Here is a 20632-nt window from a genome sequence, read left to right as displayed (position 1 = left end):
CTGCTGCTACTTCATGGCGTTGAAGGCTTCTTCGGCCACCGGCGCCACGGCGTCGACCGTCACGCCCTCGTTGGCGGACTGGACGATCACGGTCAGCGTGCTGGAACCGCGGTAGCACTGGGTCGGGAGGTTCGGGGTCTCGACACAGGTGGAGCTGCCGACCTTCTTGACCTGATCGCCGGTCGCACCGGAGTCGGCCACCGTCTTGTCGATGTCGACCCTTCCGCGCAGGGCGATCAGCACGAAGAGGCGGTCACCCTGGAAACTCCCGTATGCCTCGACCGTCACCTGCTTGCCGTCGTTGATCCGGCTCAACGCCTCGCGGGTCTGGTCGAGTTGGGCCTGGCTGCGGATCTCGGGATCGGTGATGCGGTCAAGACCGGCCAGCTTCGCCGGCGGAGTCATGCTGCGCTCGGCATTCAGCCGGTTGAGCGGGCCCAGGCCCCACACGTATCCGAGCAGCGCAAGCACCACGAGGACAACAACAACCCCGCCAACCGTCAGCCAAGGCCCCCGATTGATCCGAAGCCGCCGCTTCTTCTTCTCCTTCGCGCCTTCAGCACCCGCGCCACCAGCAGCCTTGCCGCCAGCAGCCTTGTCACCAGCGGTCGCCTGAGCTCCGGCGTCCGCCGGCTTCTCCCCGTCGCCAACGTTCCCGATAGAACTTGCCTTGCCACCCTCAGCCGCATTGCCGCCCTCGACCGCCTTGCCATCCGCGTTCGGTTTGTCGCCGGGCTTCGCCTCGGCACCGTCGGCCACCTTCGCGATCTCGACGGTGTCGTCGGTCGCGGCCTTCCCGGCGTCCTTCACCTTGGCGCCGTCAGCCGCCTCGCCGACCTTCCCGGTCTTGCCGCCGTCCGCTGCCGCGCCGCTGCCGGCCGCCGTGCTCTCGGCCGTCGTGCCGGTCGCGACCGTCGTGCTGGCAGCTGGTGACTTGTCGGCGGAACCCGTCTTCGCTGCCTTCGTCGCGTCCGCTGCCGCACTCCCGGTCGCCGCGGCCTCGCCGGCCTTCCGGCTGCCGCCCGCCTGACCGCTCGCGGCGGCCTTGGCCGGAGATCCGGTGGGGCTGGTCGTGGTGTCGGGGGATGCGGTGGTCTTCGTGGCGGGGGTTGCTGTGGTCGCCCGGGACTGTCCGGCCGGATCGGTGGACTTGGGCGGGGTGGTGGCGCGCGGCGGTTTGGGGGTGGGGTTGTTGGTGGGGGTGGTGGTGGGAGCCTCGGGGGTCGGGCGGTCCGGGGTGGTGGGGTCGCTCATGTGGGGGCTCCTCGGGACTGTGCGGTCGCGCGGTTCGACCCGATGGTTCCACATCGGGACAAGCCGATTCCGCAGCGTAGTCGTTCAAGGTGAAACGGTAGCGCCCGCCTCCCCGAGAAGGAGACGGGCGCCAGGTGGACCGCTGAAGGTCAGAGGGTCGCGACGACGGTGACCGCATCGGAGTCGTCCGGGCTCCAGACGATTTCACCGGTGATCCGGCCGGCCGCGCGCAGGTCGGGCTCGGCGCGCTCGGCCAGCGCCAGCCGGGCCTTCGGGCCGGTGACCTCGACCTTGCTGACCTCGGTCTTCATCGAGACCTGGGCCGCCGACTTCGCGCCGCGGATCCCCGCGAGCACCTCGGCGACCGCGTCCAGGACCTCGGGCTCCTGAGCCGCAACAGCGAGGTCGAGCTCCGGCTCCGGCCAGCGGGTCTGGTGGATCGAACCTTCCTGCCACCACGACCAGACCTCTTCGGTCGCGAACGGCAGGTACGGCGCCAGCAGCCGGAGCTGAACCGACAACGCAACAGCCAGCGCAGCCTTGGCCGACGAGGCGGCCGCCTCACCCTGGCCGCCGTACGCGCGCTCCTTGACGAGCTCGACGTAGTCGTCGCAGAACGTCCAGAAGAACCGCTCGCTGACCTCGAGCGCACCGGTGTAGTCGTACCGGTCGAAGGCTGCCGTCGCGTCGGCGACCACGGAGCGCAGTCGCTGCAGCATCGCCAGGTCGATCGGCTCGGTGACCGCGGCCGCGTCGACTGTGGTCGCGCCGAACCCGAGGACGAACTTCGACGCGTTCAGGACCTTGATCGCCAGCCGGCGGCCGACCTTCATCTGCGACTCGTCGAACGGCGAGTCCAGCCCCGGCCGGGCCATCGCGGCCCGCCACCGGACCGCGTCCGAGCCGAACTTGTCCAGGATCTCGTCCGGGATGATCGCGTTGCCCTTGGACTTGCTCAGCTTCTTGCGGTCCGGGTCGACGACGAAACCGGAGATCATCGACCGTGCCCACGGCAGCGTGCCGTTCTCGAAGTGGGCCCGGACGACGCGGGAGAACAGCCAGGTCCGGATGATCTCGTGCGCGTGCGTGTTCAGGTCCATCGGGAAGGTGCGGGCGAACAGGTCCGGGTCGCGTTCCCAGCCGCAGACGATGTGCGGGGTGAGCGACGAGGTCGCCCAGGTGTCCATCACATCGGGGTCGGCCTCGAAGCCACCGGGCTTGCCGCGCTGCGACTCGTCGTACCCGCGCGGGGCCTGTGAGGTCGGGTCGATCGGCAGCTCGGCCTCGCTCGGCATCAGCGGGTGGTCGTAGTCCGGCTCGCCGTCGGCGTCGATCGGGTACCAGACCGGGAACGGGACGCCGAAGAACCGCTGGCGGGAGATCAGCCAGTCGCCGTTCAGCCCCTCGACCCAGTTCAGGTAGCGGTGCCGCATGTGGTCCGGGACCCAGGCCAACTCGTTGCCTCGGTCAACGAACTCCTGCTTGAGGCCGGCGTCGCGGCCGCCATTGGTGATGTACCACTGCCGGGTCGAGACGATCTCCAGCGGCTTGTCGCCCTTCTCGAAGAAGTTCGCCATCCGCTTGGTCGGCGTCGGCTCGCCGTCCAGGTCGCCGCTCTCGCGCAGCTTCGCGACGATCAGCTCGCGCGCGCTGAACACGGTCTTCCCGGCCAGCTCGCCGTACAGCGCAGAACCTTCCAGCCACGCAGGGGTCTCGCGCAGAAGCCGGCCGTCGCGGCCGATGACGGTGCGGACCGGGAGCTGCAGCTCGCGCCACCACTGGACGTCGGTCAGGTCACCGAACGTGCAGCACATCGCGATTCCGGCGCCCTTGTCCGGCTCGGCCGCCTCGTGGGCGAGGACCGGGAGCTCGACGTCGAACAGCGGCGAGCGAACCGTCGTACCGAACAGGTGCTTGTAGCGGTCGTCCGACGGGTGGGCGATCAGCGCGACACAGGCCGGGATCAGCTCCGGACGCGTGGTCTCGATGTAGATCGGGCCGTCGGCGCCGTGGAACGCGATCCGGTGGAAGGCGCCCGGGTAGTCGCGCGCCTCCAGCTCGGCCTGCGCGACCGCGGTCTGGAACGTGACGTCCCACATCGTCGGCGCCTCGGCCAGATACGCCTCGCCGCGGGCGAAGTTGCGCAGGAAGGCGCGCTGGGACGTACGGCGGGAGTCCTCGGAGATCGTGGTGTAGAGGTACGACCAGTCGACGCTCAGGCCGACCCGGCGCCACATCGCCTCGAACGCCTGCTCGTCGATGTGGGTCAGCTCACCGCACAGGTCGACGAAGTTCTGCCGGCTGATCGGGACCTGCTTCTTCGGGTCCGGCTTGGCCGGCGGGGTGAAATCCGGGTCGTACGGCAGCGAGGGGTCGCACCGGACGCCGTAGTAGTTCTGCACCCGGCGCTCGGTCGGCAGGCCGTTGTCGTCCCAGCCGATCGGGTAGAAGACCGTCTTCCCGCGCATCCGCTGGTAGCGGGCGACCAGGTCGGTGTGGGTGTAGCTGAAGATGTGCCCGACGTGCAGCGACCCGGACACGGTCGGTGGCGGCGTGTCGATGGAGTACACGTCGGCTCGCTCGGCCGTCCGGTCGAAGGCGTAGGTCTGCTGCTCCCGCCATACGGAAGCCCACTTCTCCTCGAGGCCTTCGAGGGTGGGCTTGTCTGGAACACGGGACGTCTGGCTCATGCGCACAATCGTAGTGGTTGTCAAGGGGTGCTTCCGACCGGTTATCCACAGCCCCTCCTAGACTGGGCCTCCTGATGAGTGACCTCTCCTTCGCCGAGGTATCGGCACGGCTCCAGCAGCGCTGGCCGGAGCACAAGATCGAACCCACGCTGGACCGGGTCCAGCGGCTCGTCGAGCTGCTCGGCGATCCGCAGAAGGCGTACCCCGTGGTGCACCTGACCGGGACCAACGGCAAGACCTCCACCGCGCGGATGGTCGACGCCCTGATCCGCGAGGCCGGGCTGCGGACCGGCCGGTTCACCAGCCCGCATCTGGAGTCGGTCCGGGAGCGGATCACCCTGGACGGCGAACCGATCAGCGAGCAGCGCTTCGTCGAGGCGTACGACGAGATCGCGCCGTACCTGGACGTGGTCGACGCCGAGCAGGAGCACCCGCTGTCGTTCTTCGAGGTGATGACCGCAATGGCCTTCGCCGTCTTCGCGGACGCCCCGGTCGACGTGGCGATCATCGAGGTCGGCCTGGGCGGCACCTGGGACTCCACCAACGTCGCCGACGGCACCGTCTCGGTGATCACCCCGGTCGCGGTCGACCACGCGCACATCCTCGGCGCGGATCCGGTCACGATCGCCCAGGACAAGTCCGGCATCATCAAGCCCGGCGGTACGACGGTGATGGCGCAGCAGAGCCTGGACGTGTTCGAGGTGCTGCTCCGCAAGGCCGCCGAGGTCGGATCCCAGGTCGCCCGCGAGGGGATCGAGTTCGGCGTCACCAGCCGCTCGGTCGCGGTCGGCGGCCAGTTGATCTCGCTCAAGGGCCTGGGCGGCGAGTACGAGGAGATCTTCCTCCCGCTGCACGGTGAGTATCAGGCCCACAACGCGGCCACCGCGGTCGCCGCCGTGGAGGCGCTGTTCGGCGCCAGCGCGCAGACCGAGGGCCGCGTCACCACCGAACTCATTCAGGCCGGCTTCGCCGAGGTGACCAGCCCGGGCCGGATGGAGGTGGTCCGGACCAGCCCGACGATCATCGTCGACGCCGCGCACAACCCGCACGGCGCCGAGGCGACCGCGGCCACGGTGTCCGAGGCCTTCGCGTTCCAGCCGCTGATCGGCGTCCTGGGCTGCATGAAGGACAAGGACGTGTACGGCGTCCTGGAGGCGTACGAACCGATCATGGAGACGGTCGTCTGCACCCGGAACAGCTTCGTCGACCGGTCGATGCCGGCCGAGGAACTCGGTGAGCTCGCGGCCGAGGTGTTCGGCGAGGACCGGGTCCTGGTCCGGCCGCACCTGGTCGACGCGATCGACGACGCGATCCGGCTGGCCGAGGAGAACGCGATCGCTATGGGCACCGGCGGCGTACTGATCACCGGATCCGTCATCACCGCCGGTGAGGCCCGCGCCCTGCTGGTCCGCAAGCCGAAGCAGAGGGACGAGTCATGAGGTCGCTGGCGTCGATCGTGCTCGCGTTCGAGTCGCTGGTGATCGCACTGGCGACACCGGTGATGATCTCGATCGCCGATGTCCGGCCCGCGGTCGCGCTGCCGGTCTGCCTCGGGCTGGCGTTCCTGGCGCTGCTGGCGACCGGGTTGCTGCGCAATCAGGTGGGCTACGCGCTCGGCTGGGTGGTCCAGGTCGGTGCAGTCGGGCTCGGGTTCGTCGTACCGGTGATGTTCGTGCTCGGCCTGGCGTTCGCGTCGTTCTGGGTGGCGGCCATCGTTCTCGGCCGCCGGATCGAGGAAGCGAAGCAGGCACACACCGGTTAGGCTCAGCGGCCCGACCTACTTCGAGAGAGAGTTTGACTGATGTCGCAGCGCACCCTGGTCCTGCTGAAGCCCGACACGGTAGGCCGTGGCCTGGTCGGGGAGGTGCTCGGCCGGTTCGAGGCCAAGGGACTCCGGATCGTCGCGATGGACCTGCGCACGATCGACGCCGACCTCGCCGACCAGCACTACGCGGAGCACGTCGAGAAGGCCTTCTACCCGCCGCTGCGCGACTTCGTCACCAGCGGTCCGCTGGTCGCCCTGGTGCTCGAGGGTGACGAGGCGATCGAGGTCGTCCGCGCCCTGAACGGCGCCACCGACGGCCGCAAGGCCGCCCCGGGCACCATCCGCGGCGACCTGTCGCTGTCGAACCGCGAGAACCTCGTCCACGGCTCGGACTCGCCGGAGTCGGCCGAGCGCGAGATCAAGATCTGGTTCCCCGACCTGCCCTGAGCCTCTCCAGGTGGTCGGCGGCGGCACCGCTGCGCCGTCCGGACACGATGCGTGCGCGGCCGATCTCAGCCCGCGAGCCCGTGAAAGCGTTCTGAAAGTCCGTACCCCGACCATTTCGGCGTCGGCCTCTCGGCCGGCCTGATCTGGAGGGGTGCAGCGTGGGGCAAGGGGCATTGAGGTGGGGCATGCGCCGGGTCGTTCCCGGCGTCTTGGCGGCGGTCCTGCTCGCCGCGTCGTCTGTACAGAGTTCGGTCGCATCGGCGCCGGTGATGCAGTCAACGGAGCCACAGCTGTCGGCGGAGGCTAGGGCTCAGGCTGAGGCGCGTCGTACCGGCAAGCCGGTCGCGGTGGCCGGCCGACAGGATGCGGCCACCTCGGTGGTGGCCAATCCCACCGGCGGCTTCACCGCGACCCTCAAGGCAACTAGTGCTCCGGCGGCTCAGTTCGGTGTTGCCGGCGTACCGACACCGACCGATCCGGCACAGGCCGGCTGGGCGCTGGTCGTCTCCGGCCACCCCGGCAATCCGTACTGGAATGGCGACGGTGACGGTGTCGCCAAGGTTGGTCAGTGCTACAACGCCAACGGCGACTGTGACGGCATCGGCGCGGCTCGGTCCTACTTCCAGTACAACACTGGCTGGCTGAACGGCCGGGAGATCATCAGCAGTTCGTTCCGCGCGCTGGAGGTTCACGCGCCGAGTTGCCAGGCCCGCTGGGTCGACGCGTACGGCACCTGGCCGGTCTCCGGTGGGACCACCTGGAGCCAGCAGCCAGGAGTGACGCACAACCTGGGCGGCTATAACATCGCCGCTGGCCGGTCCGGCTGCCCGGCGGCGTACCTGGAGTTCAACAGCGCCGATCTGGTCCGCTGGTCGACAACTCCGTCGAACGGGTTGGGCACGACCACGGTGATGCTGCGCGCCCGCGACGAGGGCGACCAGATCGCTTGGAAGAAGTTCGCCACCACGCCGGTGCTGAGTGTCACCTACAACACCCGGCCGAACACTCCGGACGGCCTCGCAATCGAGAACGACCGGCCCTGCGGTACTGGAGCGAACGAGGTCCGGGTCAACCCGCAGCTGAACGCACCACCGGGGGAGCCGTCCCGCGGCCCGCGGCTGTGGTCCACCGTGAGCGATCCGGACGGCGGCAGCGTTGCCGCGCGCTATCGGGTGTACGAGCGCGACCACAGCACACTGGTGCACTCGGCCGACACCACTGGGCTCAACTCGCCCGGACGCTTCAGCATCGACGTTCCGGCCGCTCTCAGTGCTGACGGGCGACAGCTGTCGTACCGGGTGCTCGGGTGGGACGGCATGCACGAGTCCGCGGCCGCCTCGGCCTGGTGTGACGTCACCATCGACCGTACGGCGCCGTCGTACGCGCCGAATGTCACGTCGCCGACGTACAAGGAGTGCCCGGACGAGCTCACCTGTCCGGCCAGTGGAGCGGTCGGCTTCACCGGTGGGTTCGCGTTCACCTCTGGTGGGGACACCGATCTGGCTGGGTACCTGTACACGCTTGAGGGTGCCGGACCGGTGGGTGGTGAGCCGCAGCAGGAGAAGTACGCCACCATCGGCGCGGACGGGGTCGCCCGGGCGTTGGTGACACCGCAGGACGACGGTCCGCAGACGCTCATCGTTCGTGCGGTCGACAAGGCCGGGAACGCATCGGCGGTGGTCAAGTCATTCCGGTTCTGGGTCGGCCGGGGTACGCCGCCGACCGCGCACTGGCGGCTGGACGGGCACGGCACGGACACGGCTGTCGTGGACGACCGGCCGGGCCGTCTGGACGGGGTGAAGCCCGCCGGCGACGCGGTGGCGTGGCGCACCGGCCGTATCGGCGATGCGCTGTGGATGAACGGCTCGGCGAACGCCTACGTGTCGACCAGCAAGCAGTCGGCCATCGACACGTCGAAGTCCTTCACTGTCTCCGCCTGGCTGAAGCTGGACGAGGCCGGGACCGTGCACCGGACCGCGGTCAGCCAGGACGGCTCGACCATCAGCGGCTTCTTCCTGCAGTACAACCCGGCCTCGCGGAAGTGGAACTTCGTCCTGCCCGCGACCAACGCCGACGGCGCGGTCCGCGACCTCGCGGAGTCGTCTGCACCCGCCGTTGCAGGCCGCTGGACCCATCTGGTCGGCGTCTTCGACGATGGCGCCAAGCAGTTGCGGCTGTACGTGGACGGCGTACCGGGAACGACCGGCAGCCACCCGACCCCGTGGGCTGCGACAGGGCTCGCCAAGCTCGGCGCGGCTCAGGTCGGCAAGCAGGTGGTCAACCAGTGGCTGGGCTCGATCGACGACGTCCGGCTGTACCAGCGGGTGCTCACCAAGGCGGAGATCGACGATCTGGCCGGCCGACCCAGCACCGAAGAGCTCTTCTGGGGCTTCGACGAGTCCACCGGCGGCCGGGTGTCCGACGCCTCCGGCAACTACCGCCAGGGCGCGCTGCGGCCTGACGCGAGCAGGACAGCAGGTGCTGTCGGCAGTGGTGCGGTCCGTCTGGACGGCAGTGGGCTCGGCATCTTCCCGGGCGTACCAGTGGTCCGGACCGACGGCAGCTTCACCGTCAGCGCCCGGGTCAAACTGGACGCGGTCGACGGAGTCAGCCGGACCATCCTCAGCCAGGACGGCGCACAGGCCAGCGGATTCCAGCTGAGCTATCGCGGCGACAACCGGCGCTGGTCCTTCTCACTCGACAAGGGCGGCACGGTGGATTCCGATCAGATCGCCAGGCAGGGCGTCTGGACCGAGCTCACCGCCGTGTACGACCAGGCGGCCGGACAGATGCGCCTGTACGTCGACGGCGAACAGCCGGGCGCCTTCGCGCTGGCCCAGAGCAGCGTCAACAGCACGGGTACGTTCCGGGTGGGCGCAGGGCAGCAGGGCGCGTCTCCGCTCATCGGTGAGATCGACGACGTACACGCGTGGACTGGTGCGCGGACCGGTGACCAGATCCTCGCCGACCACGACCAGGCCGCTACCCAGCGGTCCACTCCTTACGGCGGACAGCTGGCCAGGTACGCCACCAACGAAGGCATCAGCATTGTCACCAACGGTCCGGTGCCGCCCGGTGCGCACTACCTGGGATCACTCGGAGTTCCAGCGCCAGAAGGGACCGCCGGCACCCGCACGATCTACTCCTGCCTCAACAACACGCGGGACTACTTCCTCAGCGCGACCTGTGAGGGCCACCTCGAACTTGGCCCGGTCGGTCAGTTCTGGATCTCGAAGCCGTCCGGCATCGACACGATCCCGGTCTACCGGTGCTACGTCCCCGGTGTCGCTCACTTCGCCTCGACCGACCCGAACTGCGAGGGCGCGACCACGGAGTTCCTGCTCGGCTACACCAAGGCCTACTCGGGCTTGGTCCGGCATCTGGCCACCAACTACCCCTACGACCACCTGTCCAGCACCGCACGCACCACCGGCAATGTGCGGCCGGAGCTACCGCTCGGCTACCTGTCACCGATCCAGGTCCCGGGTACGACGGCTCTGAAGCTGTGCAAGGCGGGAGAGGACGCATTCAGCTCCACCGACGCCTCCTGTGAAGGCGAGACCGTCGTCGGCAGCTCCGGCTTCATCTGGACCGAGCCACCGACCGATCGCACCAGCCGTCCGGTGTATCGCTGCCGCACCAGCTGGAACGACCTGTTCGACTCCAACGACCCCAACTGCGAAGGCCAGACCGTAGAGCGCCTGCTCGGTCACGTGGTCGTCCGCCCCTGAGATGAGGACGGGAATGAAGCTCTCCACTCGTGGACGCCGCGCGGCCGTCACCGCGGTCGCCGGCCTCCTGACCCTGTCGCTGGTCGCCCCAGCCCAAGCCGTCGACCAGACGGTCGAGCAACAACAAGCCACCGGCAAGCGCCCTGACCCGCAACGCCTGCCATCCGTCCCCGGCAAGGACTACGTGCCAGAGGTAGCCAAAGGGCAGCCGCAGGCCGCTCGAGCATCAGCGGCCGTAGCGTGGCCGAAGGCAGGTACGGCGGAGGTCGCGCCAGGCACCCGGCAAGCTCTGCCGGTGCGACTCTCGTCAGCCGGCTCCGGTACTCCGGACCGCGTACGGATCGACCTGAAACCCACCACTGGCAAGGACCTGCGCTTCACCCTGCAACGCTCCGACGGAGCCAAGGGAACCGGCACTGTCCGGGTTGCCGTCGACTACAAGGCTTTCAGAGACGCGTACGGCGCCGACTGGGCAACCCGACTCCAGATCACTCCGGCCGTACGCCAGGCCGGCAACAACACCGAGACAGGCATCGTCTCGGCCGACGTACCGGTCGACGGAACGGCCCGGACCTTCGCCGTGACAGCCGGCCCTTCCGGCTCGACCGGCGACTACCGTGCCACCTCCCTGGCCCCATCCGGCAAATGGCAAGTCTCCAACAACGGCGGCGGCTTCACCTGGAGTTACCCGTTCCGGACGCCGCCCGTCCCGGGCGGGCTGGCGCCGGAGTTGGCCGCCGGGTACGCATCACAGGGCTCGGACGGCCGGACCGTAGCCACCAACAATCAGTCGTCCTGGTTGGGGGAGGGTTGGGACCTGAGTGCGGGGTCGATCGAGCGCGCATACAAGCAGTGCTCCGACGATCTGGACGGAAACAACGGCAAGACCAAGACCGGGGACCTGTGCTGGGAGACCGACAACGCCGTGGTGGCCTTCGGCGAACAGTCCGGCGAGTTGGTCAGGGAGAACGGCGTCTGGCACCTCAAGGACGACGACGGCACCAAGGTCGAGCGGCTTACCGGCACCACGAACGATGACAACGACGGTGAGTACTGGAAGATCACGACCACTGACGGCACGCAGTACTACTTCGGCCTCAACAAGCTGCCCGGCTGGAGTAGTGGCAAGCTGACGACCCAGTCCGCCTGGACTGTGCCCGTGTACGGCAACGACACCGGAGAGCCCTGCCGGCAGGACACCTTCGCGGCGTCGGCGTGCCGGCAGGCCTACCGGTGGAACCTGGATCACGTGGTCGACCCGCACGGCAACACGATGAGCTACTTCTACGACGTCGAGACCAACGCATACGGTCAGAACCTGGGCGCGACCAAGGCTGTCTATACCCGCGGTGGCGTGCTGCGCCGGATCGAGTACGGCACCCGGGCAGGTGACGCGTACGCGACTGCGCCCGCACGGGTGGTCTTCGAGTCAGCCGATCGTTGCGAGGCAGGGCAGAACTGCGCCTCGCACACCGCCACCGCGTGGCCGGATGTGCCGTGGGACCAGGACTGCTCGACCGCTACCTGTCCGGACAAGGTCTCTCCGACGTTCTGGTCCACGAAGCGACTGGCGAAGGTGACTACTCAGGTGTCCACCGGCGGAGGCAATTACCGCAGCGTGGACCAGTGGGACTTCGCGCACTCCTACCCGCGGCCCGGGGACGGTACCGCCCCAGGGCTGTGGCTCAACTCGATCACGCACGCGGGACTCGCTGGTGACGCGATCACGCTGCCCGCGGTGACGTTCACGCCCACGCTGCTGCCGAACAGGGTCGACACGCCGACCGACCAACTGCCTGCGCTCTACAAGCCGCGCATCACCACCGTCACCACCGAATCCGGCGGCCAGGTCACGATCGGCTACGCGCAACCGGACTGTACGCCGACCCAGCTCCCGACAGCTCCGGACAGCAACGGGAAGCGCTGCTATCCGGTCAAATGGACGCTGCCGCCAGAGACGGAGCCACGCGACAACTGGTTCCACAAGTACGTGGTGTTCACCACCACCGAGCACGACCGCGCCGCCGGCAACAAGGACCTGTTGACCGCCTACGTGTACGAGGGTGACGCGGCCTGGGCGTACGACGACAGCCCGCTGGTGGATCCGAAGTACCGGACGTGGTCACAGTGGCGCGGCTACGGGAAGGTCGTCGTGGTCAAGGGAGACGAGTCTCAGGACCCAGGGATCAAGCGCACTGCCACCAGATACCACTACTTCCGCGGTATGCATGGCGACAAGCTCGCGGCAGGTGGTACCAAGACCGTGGACGTCGTGGACACCACCGGTGCGGCGACACCGGACGTCGAGCAGTACGCCGGCTTCCTGCGTGAGCAGATCGTCTACAACGGCGTCGGCGGTGGTGAGGTCCAGGCGGAGATCCACGATCCGTGGTCCCGGCTGACCGCCACTGAGGGCGCCGAGCAGGCACACCAGGTGGAGGACGTGAGGGTCCGGACGCGCACAACGATCGCCGGCGGCGGCGTACGTCGCACGGACGTGACAAGGACCTTCGACCAGTTCGGCAACGAGACCCAGGTGAACGACCTCGGCGACATCGCTGTCGGCACGGACGACCGATGCACGACGAAGACCTACGTCCACAACACAGCGGCGATGCTGGTCACACTGCCCAGCACGGAGAAGACGATCGGCGTCGCCTGTGGGACCACGCCGAACCTGCCGGCCGACGCGATCTCCGACACGCGGACGTCGTACGACGGCGGCACCGTCGACGCAGCGCCTGTCCGTGGCGCGGTCACACGCACCGAGCAGGCCAAGTCGTACAGCGGTGGCACCCCGGTGTACCAGACCACCAGCACTGCGACGTACGACGCTTACGGACGCCCGCTGGAGCAGAAGGACGCGCTGGAGCGGGTGTCGACGACCAGCTATACCGAGGTCAACGGCCTGACTGTCGGTGTGATCAAGACGAATCCGAAGGGGCACCAGTCGACGGACACGATCGACCCGGCCTGGGGTGTCGCGGTGCAGCAGATAGACGCCAACCAGCGGGTCACTTCACTCAAGTACGACGCGCTCGGCCGACTCAGCAAGGTGTGGAAGCCAGGCCGAACCGAGGCCGACCAACAGACGCCGCACGTCGCGTATGAGTACGGCCTGAGGCAGACGGGCGGACCCAGTTGGGTCAGGACGCTGACCCTGAAGGCCAACGGCAATCAGGTGGCCTCGTACACGCTGTACGACGGGCTTCTGCGCGAGCGGCAGACGCAGCAGCCCAGCCCGGCAGGTGGCAGGATCCTGACGGACGTCGAGTACGACAGTCGCGGTCTGGCCGTCGTCAAGCGGGCCGGCTACTACAACAGCCAGGCAGCGCCGGGGACAACGCTGTTCAAGCCGGACCCGGGCAAGGTGCCGAACGCCACCGTCATCGCCTACGACGGCGTCGGCCGGCCTACCAGCGAGACGTACGCCAAGTTCAACGTCGCGCAGTGGGCGACCACGACGACGTACGGCGGCGATCGTGTGACTGTGCTGCCGCCTGAGGGCGGCACGCTGGCCACCACCGTGTCGGACGCCCGGGGCCAGGTCACGGCCAAGATCCAGTACCAGGGCCGGACCACGGCTACGCCGGCGGAGACGACACGCTACGACTACACCAAGCGGGGTGACCTGGCCCGGATCACCGACCCGGCCGGCAACATCTGGCAGTACGAGTACGACGTTCTGGGCCGCAAAGTGAGGGCTGTCGACCCGGACAAGGGCGCGGCGGCGCTGGGCTATGACGACGCGGGTCAGTTGACCAGCGTGACGGACGCACGCGACCGGACGGTTCTGACCAGTTACGACGCACTCGGCCGGAAGATCGCCGCCAGGATCGGCTCGCCGACCAGTCAGCCGGTAGCCGAGTGGGTGTACGACACGGTCTACAAGGGCTCGCTCACGTCTTCGACCCGCCGCGTCGGCACAGCCGAGTACACGCGGGCCGTGACCGAGTACGACACGGCAGGGCGGCCGACTGTTTCGACCGTCACCATCCCGGCAGTCGAGGGCAAGCTCGCCGGCACCTACACAACGACCAGCAGGTACGCCGACGACGGCAGCATCCGGTCGATCCGGTTGCCCAAACTGGGTGACCTGCCGGAGGAGAGCATCAACAACGAATACGACGCTCTCGGCCTGCAGGAGAAGGTGACCGGTGCGCTGCCTTATGTCACCGCGACCGAGTACAACGGCCTCGGCGACGTCACTCAGGTCGAACTCGGTGGAGAGGCTCGCCGGCTCTGGCGATCCAGCTACTACGAGGACGGCACTCGCCGGCTGCTCCAGGTGCGGACTGACCGGGAGCAGGCGGGCGGGGTTCGGCTCGACAACCTGACCTACGCGTACGACCAGGTCGGCAACGTCACCCGGACCACCGACGAGGTGAGCGGGAGCCCGGCCGATACGCAGTGCTACAGCTACGACCACCAGCGGCGTGTCAAGGCGGTCTGGACCGCGACAGACAACTGCGCTGCGGCTCCATCCACGTCGACGGTCGGGGGACCGGCGCCGTACTGGCAGGAATACACCTACGACGTGGTGGGCAACCGCACCAAGATGGTCGACAAGGGTCTGGCCGGGGCGGCCGACGTGACGAGCACGTACAACTACCCGACGGCGCATGAGCTCACCTCGGTCACCACGGGCTCGGTCACTGGCGACTACACGTACGACAACGCGGGGAACCTGCTCACCCGGCCCGGTCCGAACCGAGCCGAGCAGGCGCTCACCTGGGACGACGAGGGTCTGCTCACCTCGATCGGGACGACCAAGTACGTGTACGACGCCGACGGCACCCAGTTGATCCGCCGGGATGCGGGGTTGACCACGTTGTTCGTCGGCGGCGGAGAGGTGACGGTCACCACGACCGGTGTGGTCAAGGGCACGCGTTACCTGGACGGCATCGGCACGCGGACCGCAGCCGGCTTCACCTGGACGATCGAGGACAACCACGACACCGCGGTCGCCGGAATCACCGAGGCCGGCCTGACGGTCTCGGCCCGCCGGTTCGACCTGTTCGGCAACGCTCGTACCGGCACCGGAAGCTGGACCGGCGGCGACCGTTCCTTCGTGGGCGGCTCGTCCAACTCAGAGACCGGCTTGATCCGCCTCGGCGCCCGCGAGTACGACCCGGCACTGGGCCGCTTCATCTCGGTCGACCCGGTGATCGACCCCCAGGACCCGCAGCAGCTCAACCCGTACGTCTACGCGAACAACAGCCCCGCCACGTTCACCGATCCCGACGGCCTGAGGTTCTTCGGCGGCGGCTCCCGCGGCTGGTTCAACCTCGGGGCGATCTTCAAGAAGGTGGCGAAACGGATCACGGCCATCGCGAAGAACCTGCGCAAGAAGCCCGGACCCAAGGACAACCTGTGCAAGATCGTCAAGTGCACGGTCAAGGGCAAGCCGATGGTGCACAACTGGCTGCTCGACAACATGAACACCGACACCCTGAACCGCATCCGCCGCATCTCGAAGGAAGCCGGCATCGATCCGCAACTGCTGCTCGCGATGCTGATTGCAGAAAGCGCGGACAAACACGAGAGCATTTTGGAGGTTCCCGCGAATCCCTGGGCCGGGAGCGTCGGAGTCGCGAACATGCAGGAGCAGCCGTTCGTCGCCGCCGCCATTCAGTCGAAGGGAAAGATGGACTTCAGCTACGCCGACACCTTCTCGGTCACCGACAATCGCGAGGTGTACAACTCGATCAAGGCCGCCGCCTATTACATCGCCTTCCTGCAGGATCGGCTGGAAAAGACCGTCGGCAAGCCGAAGTACGTGACCGTGCCGCAGGCGATCCGGATCGGTTACAACATGGGCGTCGGCCGGGTCATGACGCAGTACCCGGGCACCAAGACCACGGTCCATCTGAACCTGGGCCGCGACAACATGACGAAGGTGGCAGTACTCAACCGGGCGCCACGTGGTCAACATGGCGACGTCGTGCGCAGGTTCGCCCACGAATGGGATATCGCCGGGAACCTGCTTGACGCTGCCGGCTGACCGCCCGGCCGAGGCCCCTGGTGGCCGGTAGTGAGTGGACCGATACGATTCGTCTTGGGCGGACGGGTCGTGTCGGTCCATGGGCTGGGCGCGGGCGGCGTTTAGCCTGATCGGGGACCGAGTGGGAGGTGCCGCGGTGGCGAACAGCATGCTCGGCCGCGACATGGCGGTCGACCTCGGTACGGCGAACACCCTTGTCTACGTGCGGGGCCGCGGTGTGGTCCTGAACGAGCCGTCGGTGGTCGCGACCCGGACCGACGAGCCGCGGGAGGCGGTCGCGTTCGGTCACGAGGCGAAGAAGATGATCGGCCGGACACCCGGCAACATCACCGCGATCCGGCCGCTCAAGGACGGTGTGATCGCCGATTTCGACGCCGCCGAGCAGATGCTGCGCTACTTCATCCAGCGGGTGCACCGGCGCCGGTACTTCGCCAAGCCGCGGATCGTGGTCTGCGTACCGTCCGGGATCACCGCGGTCGAGCAGCGCGCGGTCCGTGACGCCGGGTACATGGCCGGCGCCCGCAAGGTCTACATCATCGAGGAGCCGATGGCCGCCGCGCTCGGCTCGAACCTCGAGGTCCGCGACGCGACCGGCAACATGGTGGTCGACATCGGCGGTGGTACGACGGAGGTCGCGGTCATCTCGTTCGGCGGGATCGTCACCAGCCAGTCGATCCGGGTGGCCGGCGACGCCATCGACAAGGCGGTGGTGAACTACTGCAAGAAGGAGTACTCGCTGATGCTCGGCGAGGCCACCTCCGAGCAGATCAAGATGACCATCGGCTCGGCCTTCCCGACCACCGACGGGCCGGACTCCGAGATCCGCGGCCGGGACATGGTCTCCGGCCTGCCGCGCACCGTGAAGGTGTCGTCGTCGAACATCCGGCAGGCGATCGAGGAGCCGATCACCGCGATCGTCGACGCGGTCAAGGCCACCCTGGACAAGACCCCGCCCGAGCTGGCCGGCGACATCGTCGACCGCGGCATCGTGCTGACCGGCGGCGGTGCGCTGCTGAAGGGGATGGACGAGCGGCTGCGGCACGAGACCGGCATCCCGATCCACGTCGCGGACAACCCGCTGGACGCTGTCGTCCTCGGCGCCGGCAAGTGTGTCGACAACATCGAGACTCTGAACCGCATTCTGGTCACCGACACCCGGCGCTAAGGTTCCACCGATGCTCAAAGACCTCGGTACGCCGACGGCCAGGAGCGCCTTCCGCTCCGCCGGAGAGGCGCCGCTTCGCTCGGCCGGCACCCCCGGCACGGTCCGCCGGCGCCGGACCGTGCTGGTCCTCGTCGTGCTGGCCTGCTTCACGTTGATCGTGCTGGACGCCCGCCGCTCGGCCGGCTCGCCGGTGGACCCGCTGCGGCAGGCCGCCGCGAGTGTGTTCGGCCCGTTGGAGTCGACCGCGAGCTCGGCCCGGCAGCCTGTGGACAACCTCCGCGACCGGTTCGCGGAAATGGATAGGTTGAAAGCAGAGAACGAAAAACTGAAGAGTGAGAACGAGAAGCTCCACCAGGATCTGAACACCACCGACTACGCCCGCAACCGGGCGGCCGAGCTGGATCGGCTGCTCAAACTCGCGCCGGCGTACACGATGACCCCTGCCCGGGTGATCGGGATCGGTAGTGCGCAGAGCTTCAACCACACGGTCACGATCGACGCCGGTACGGCGGACGGCGTGCACGTCGACATGACCGTGCTGAACGGGGACGGCCTGGTCGGCCGGGTGGTCCGCACCACCCAGGCGACCGCGACCGTGCTGCTGATCGGCGACCGCAACTCGACCGTGGGCGGCCGGCTGAACGCCTCGATGGCGCTCGGCTTCGTCTCCGGCCGGGGCGAGGTCGGCGGCACCCTCGACTACAAGCTGGTCGACCTCAAGGCCAGGCCGAAGGTCGGGGACCGGATCGTCACCTGGGGTTCGAGCGGCAACGCGCCGTACGTGCCGGGGGTGCCGATCGGCGTGGTCACCTCGGTGACGCCGAACGAGGGAGCTCTCGGGTCCACGGCGACCATCAAGCCGTACGTCGATCCGACCCGGATCGACACCGTGGGCGTGGTGACCGGTCCGCCGGCCCGCGGACCGCGCACGCAACTCAAACCGACGACGACTGTGACAGAAGGGAAGGGGAACTGACGTGATCGCGCTACGCATCGGGTTGGCGGCCCTGTTCCTGATGATCGCCGTCACCGTGCAGACGTCCGTGCTGTCGAACATCGCGGTCGCCGGGGTCACCTGTGACCTGGTGCTGATCGTCGTCATCGCGCTGGCCCTGTCCCGCGGAGCGGAGTGGGGTGCGATCACTGGCTTCGCAGGTGGTCTACTGCTCGACGTCGTACCTCCTGCTGATCACACCGCCGGCCGCTGGGCGCTCGCGCTGGCCATCGCCGGGTACGTGGCCGGTCTGATCCGGCGGGAGACGTCGGCCGGCCCGGTCGGACCGTTGATCGTCGCCGCGACCGTCGTCCTCGGGGCCTCGCTGTCTCTCTTCATCTACTGCGCGACCGGATCGCTCCTGCACGACCCGTCGGTCGACTGGGGTGAGTTCGGCGTCCGCCTCGGTATCGCGGCTGGGTACGACGTGGTCGGTGCGATCGTGGTGATCCCACTGGTCATGTGGATCATGGGTCGAGTCGTCGCCGCCAGAGAACGGCGCCGGGTGCTGCCATGAGTTTCGACGGCTTCGAAGCCCCACTCAAGGCGCGGTTGCGGTTGTTTGTGATCGGGGTCCTGGTTTTCTCGTTGTTCTGCACGTTGTTCGCGCGGCTTTGGTACATGCAGGTGATGTCCAACGCGGACTACACCCAGGCCGCGACGCAGAACCACACCCGCCAGGTGCTGGTGCCCGCCCCGCGCGGCACGATCGTCGACTCGCAGGGCCGCACGCTGGTCGGCAACCGGGTGTCCCTGGTCATCACCGTCGACCGTTCGGTGCTGGCCAAACTCCGGGACAGTCAGCAGAACGTGGTGATCGCCCGGCTGGCGAAGGTGCTCGGCCAGAAGCCGAAGGACCTGAAGGCGCGCACGATGCTCTGCGGTGAGCCCGGTGCCTCGAAGCCACCGGCCTGCTGGAACGGTACGCCGTACCAGCCGATCCCGGTCGCGAAGGACGTCAGCGAGCAGGTCGCGATCGAGGTGATGGAGCGCCGCGAGGACTTCCCGGGCGTGGCCGCCGAGTCGCAAACGCTGCGCGCGTATCCCTCGCCGTACAAGGTGAACGCGGCACACATCCTCGGGTACCTGTCGCCCATCACGACCGAGGAGCTGGACGACCTGGAGAAGGCCGGTACGGACTCGGTTCCGCACCGTTCCGACCTGGTCGGCCGGGCCGGGGTGGAGCGCACCTACGACAAGCTCCTGCGCGGTACGCCGGGTGTCAAAGACGTCACCGTCGACGCTGTCGGGTACACCACCGGCGTCCAGAAGCAGACCGCGCCGGTGCCAGGAGCCACGCTGGTCTCCACGATCGACGCGCGGATCCAGGCGTCGGTCGAGGCACAGTTGCGCAACGCGATCCTGACCGCGCGGAAGCAGTACGACAAGATCACCAAGCGCAAGTACGTCGCCGACTCCGGTGCCGCCGTGGTGATGGACACCAAGACCGGCCGGATCGTCGCGATGGCCAGCTACCCGACGTACGACCCGGGCGTCTGGGTCGGCGGTATCTCGCAGCGCGAGCTGGACGCGTTGTACTCGACGAAGTCGGGCACCCCGCTGGTCTCACGCGCCCTGCAGGGACAGCTCGCCCCCGGGTCGACGTTCAAGCCGATCACCACCGCGGCCGCGATGGCCGCCGGGTACAGCACGAAGACCCGGCTGGACTGCTCGTCGTACTTCGAGGTCGGCAACCGCCGGTTCAAGAACTACGAGTCCGCGTCCTACGGGATGATCGGCTTCGACCAGGCGCTGTCGCTGTCCTGTGACACCTTCTTCTACCGGATCGCGTACGCGCTCTGGCTGAAGGAGGGCGGCAACTCCAGCGACGTGACCACCCGTGACCCGCTGGTCGAGATGGCGCAGAAGTTCGGCCTCGGCAAGCCGACCGGGATCGACCTGCCCGGTGAGGTCAGCGGCCGGATCGCGGATCGCAAGTGGAAGAAGGAGTACTACGACTCCCAGAAGGACTACTACTGCAAGCTCGCCGACAACCCGCCGGCCGGGACGTCGGCGTTCCTGAAGCAGTTCTCCCGCGAGTTCTGCGCCGACGGGTACCGGTACCGCGCCGGTGACGCGGTGAACTTCGCCATCGGCCAGGGCGACACCACCGTCACCCCGCTGCAGTTGGCCACGGTCTACTCGGCGCTGTCCAACGGCGGCACGCTGTACGAGCCGCGCGTCGTCCAGTCGTGGATCGGCGCGAACGGCAAGCCACACGAGATCAAGCCGAAGGCGAAGGCGAAACTGCCGGTGTCGTCGTCGAACCTCCGCTACATCGACCGTGCCCTGAAGGAGACGGTCAAGACCGGTACGGCGGCCTGGAAGTTCAACGGATTCCCGGTCGACCAGGTGCAGATCCGGGCCAAGACCGGTACGGCGGAGGTCTACGGCAAACAGACCACCTCGTGGCTGGCGTCGTACACGGATCGCTATGCCGTGGTGATGATGATCAGCCAGGCCGGTACCGGTTCGGGCGCCGGTGGTGACGCGGTCCGCAAGATCTACGAGACGCTCTACAACATCAAGCCGACGCCGCCGGCCGAGCAGCAGAAGCCGAGCAATGAGTAGCGCCGAGTCCG

General features: G+C 68.1%; 11 protein-coding genes. 9 read left to right on the top strand and 2 right to left on the bottom strand.

Going from position 1 to position 20632, the window contains the following annotated elements:
* Positions 1 to 6 precede the first annotated feature (6 nt).
* Both V9K99_RS06725 and valS read right to left on the bottom strand, forming a co-directional pair.
* On the bottom strand, positions 7 to 1254 hold the full coding sequence (locus V9K99_RS06725) for a hypothetical protein (RefSeq protein WP_337323270.1): 1248 nt from the start codon (positions 1252 to 1254) through the stop codon (positions 7 to 9).
* A gap of 149 nt (positions 1255 to 1403) precedes the next feature.
* A complete protein-coding gene (gene valS / locus V9K99_RS06720; RefSeq protein WP_337323271.1) occupies positions 1404 to 3944 on the bottom strand; it encodes a valine--tRNA ligase in 2541 nt (846 codons plus the stop codon).
* A gap of 74 nt (positions 3945 to 4018) precedes the next feature.
* Here valS and V9K99_RS06715 point away from each other — a divergent pair, with 74 nt between their 5' ends.
* The 9 genes from V9K99_RS06715 (at position 4019) to mrdA (ending at position 20621) form a co-directional block, all read left to right on the top strand.
* The gene (locus V9K99_RS06715) at positions 4019 to 5383 is read left to right on the top strand and encodes a bifunctional folylpolyglutamate synthase/dihydrofolate synthase (RefSeq protein WP_337323272.1); all 1365 of its coding nucleotides are present in this window, start codon (positions 4019 to 4021) and stop codon (positions 5381 to 5383) included.
* Positions 5380 to 5706 (top strand): DUF4233 domain-containing protein, encoded by a 327-nt coding sequence (locus V9K99_RS06710; protein WP_337323273.1) that lies wholly within the window; start codon positions 5380 to 5382, stop codon positions 5704 to 5706. Before V9K99_RS06715 ends, V9K99_RS06710 begins: the two co-directional genes overlap by 4 nt.
* A gap of 39 nt (positions 5707 to 5745) precedes the next feature.
* On the top strand, positions 5746 to 6156 hold the full coding sequence (gene ndk / locus V9K99_RS06705) for a nucleoside-diphosphate kinase (RefSeq protein ID WP_337323274.1): 411 nt from the start codon (positions 5746 to 5748) through the stop codon (positions 6154 to 6156).
* Positions 6157 to 6341: 185 nt separating this feature from the next.
* The gene (locus V9K99_RS06700) at positions 6342 to 9887 is read left to right on the top strand and encodes a LamG domain-containing protein (RefSeq protein ID WP_337323275.1); all 3546 of its coding nucleotides are present in this window, start codon (positions 6342 to 6344) and stop codon (positions 9885 to 9887) included.
* A gap of 13 nt (positions 9888 to 9900) precedes the next feature.
* Positions 9901 to 15891, top strand: coding sequence for an RHS repeat-associated core domain-containing protein (locus V9K99_RS06695; RefSeq protein WP_337323276.1), 5991 nt, complete (start codon positions 9901 to 9903; stop codon positions 15889 to 15891).
* Positions 15892 to 16027: 136 nt separating this feature from the next.
* Positions 16028 to 17056: a rod shape-determining protein gene (locus V9K99_RS06690; RefSeq protein WP_443137098.1), complete on the top strand. Its 1029-nt coding sequence runs from the start codon at positions 16028 to 16030 to the stop codon at positions 17054 to 17056.
* A gap of 10 nt (positions 17057 to 17066) precedes the next feature.
* On the top strand, positions 17067 to 18032 hold the full coding sequence (gene mreC / locus V9K99_RS06685; RefSeq protein ID WP_337323277.1) for a rod shape-determining protein MreC: 966 nt from the start codon (positions 17067 to 17069) through the stop codon (positions 18030 to 18032).
* A 1-nt stretch (position 18033) separates the two neighbouring features.
* On the top strand, positions 18034 to 18567 hold the full coding sequence (gene mreD / locus V9K99_RS06680; protein ID WP_337323278.1) for a rod shape-determining protein MreD: 534 nt from the start codon (positions 18034 to 18036) through the stop codon (positions 18565 to 18567).
* Positions 18564 to 20621, top strand: a complete 2058-nt coding sequence (gene mrdA / locus V9K99_RS06675; protein WP_337323279.1) for a penicillin-binding protein 2 — start codon at positions 18564 to 18566, stop codon at positions 20619 to 20621. Before mreD ends, mrdA begins: the two co-directional genes overlap by 4 nt.
* Positions 20622 to 20632: the final 11 nt, after the last annotated feature.

Source organism: Kribbella sp. CCNWLW201 (genome assembly GCF_037203805.1).
In the GTDB taxonomy this organism is placed as follows: domain Bacteria; phylum Actinomycetota; class Actinomycetes; order Propionibacteriales; family Kribbellaceae; genus Kribbella.
This window is presented reverse-complemented; position numbering and strand designations above follow the sequence as displayed.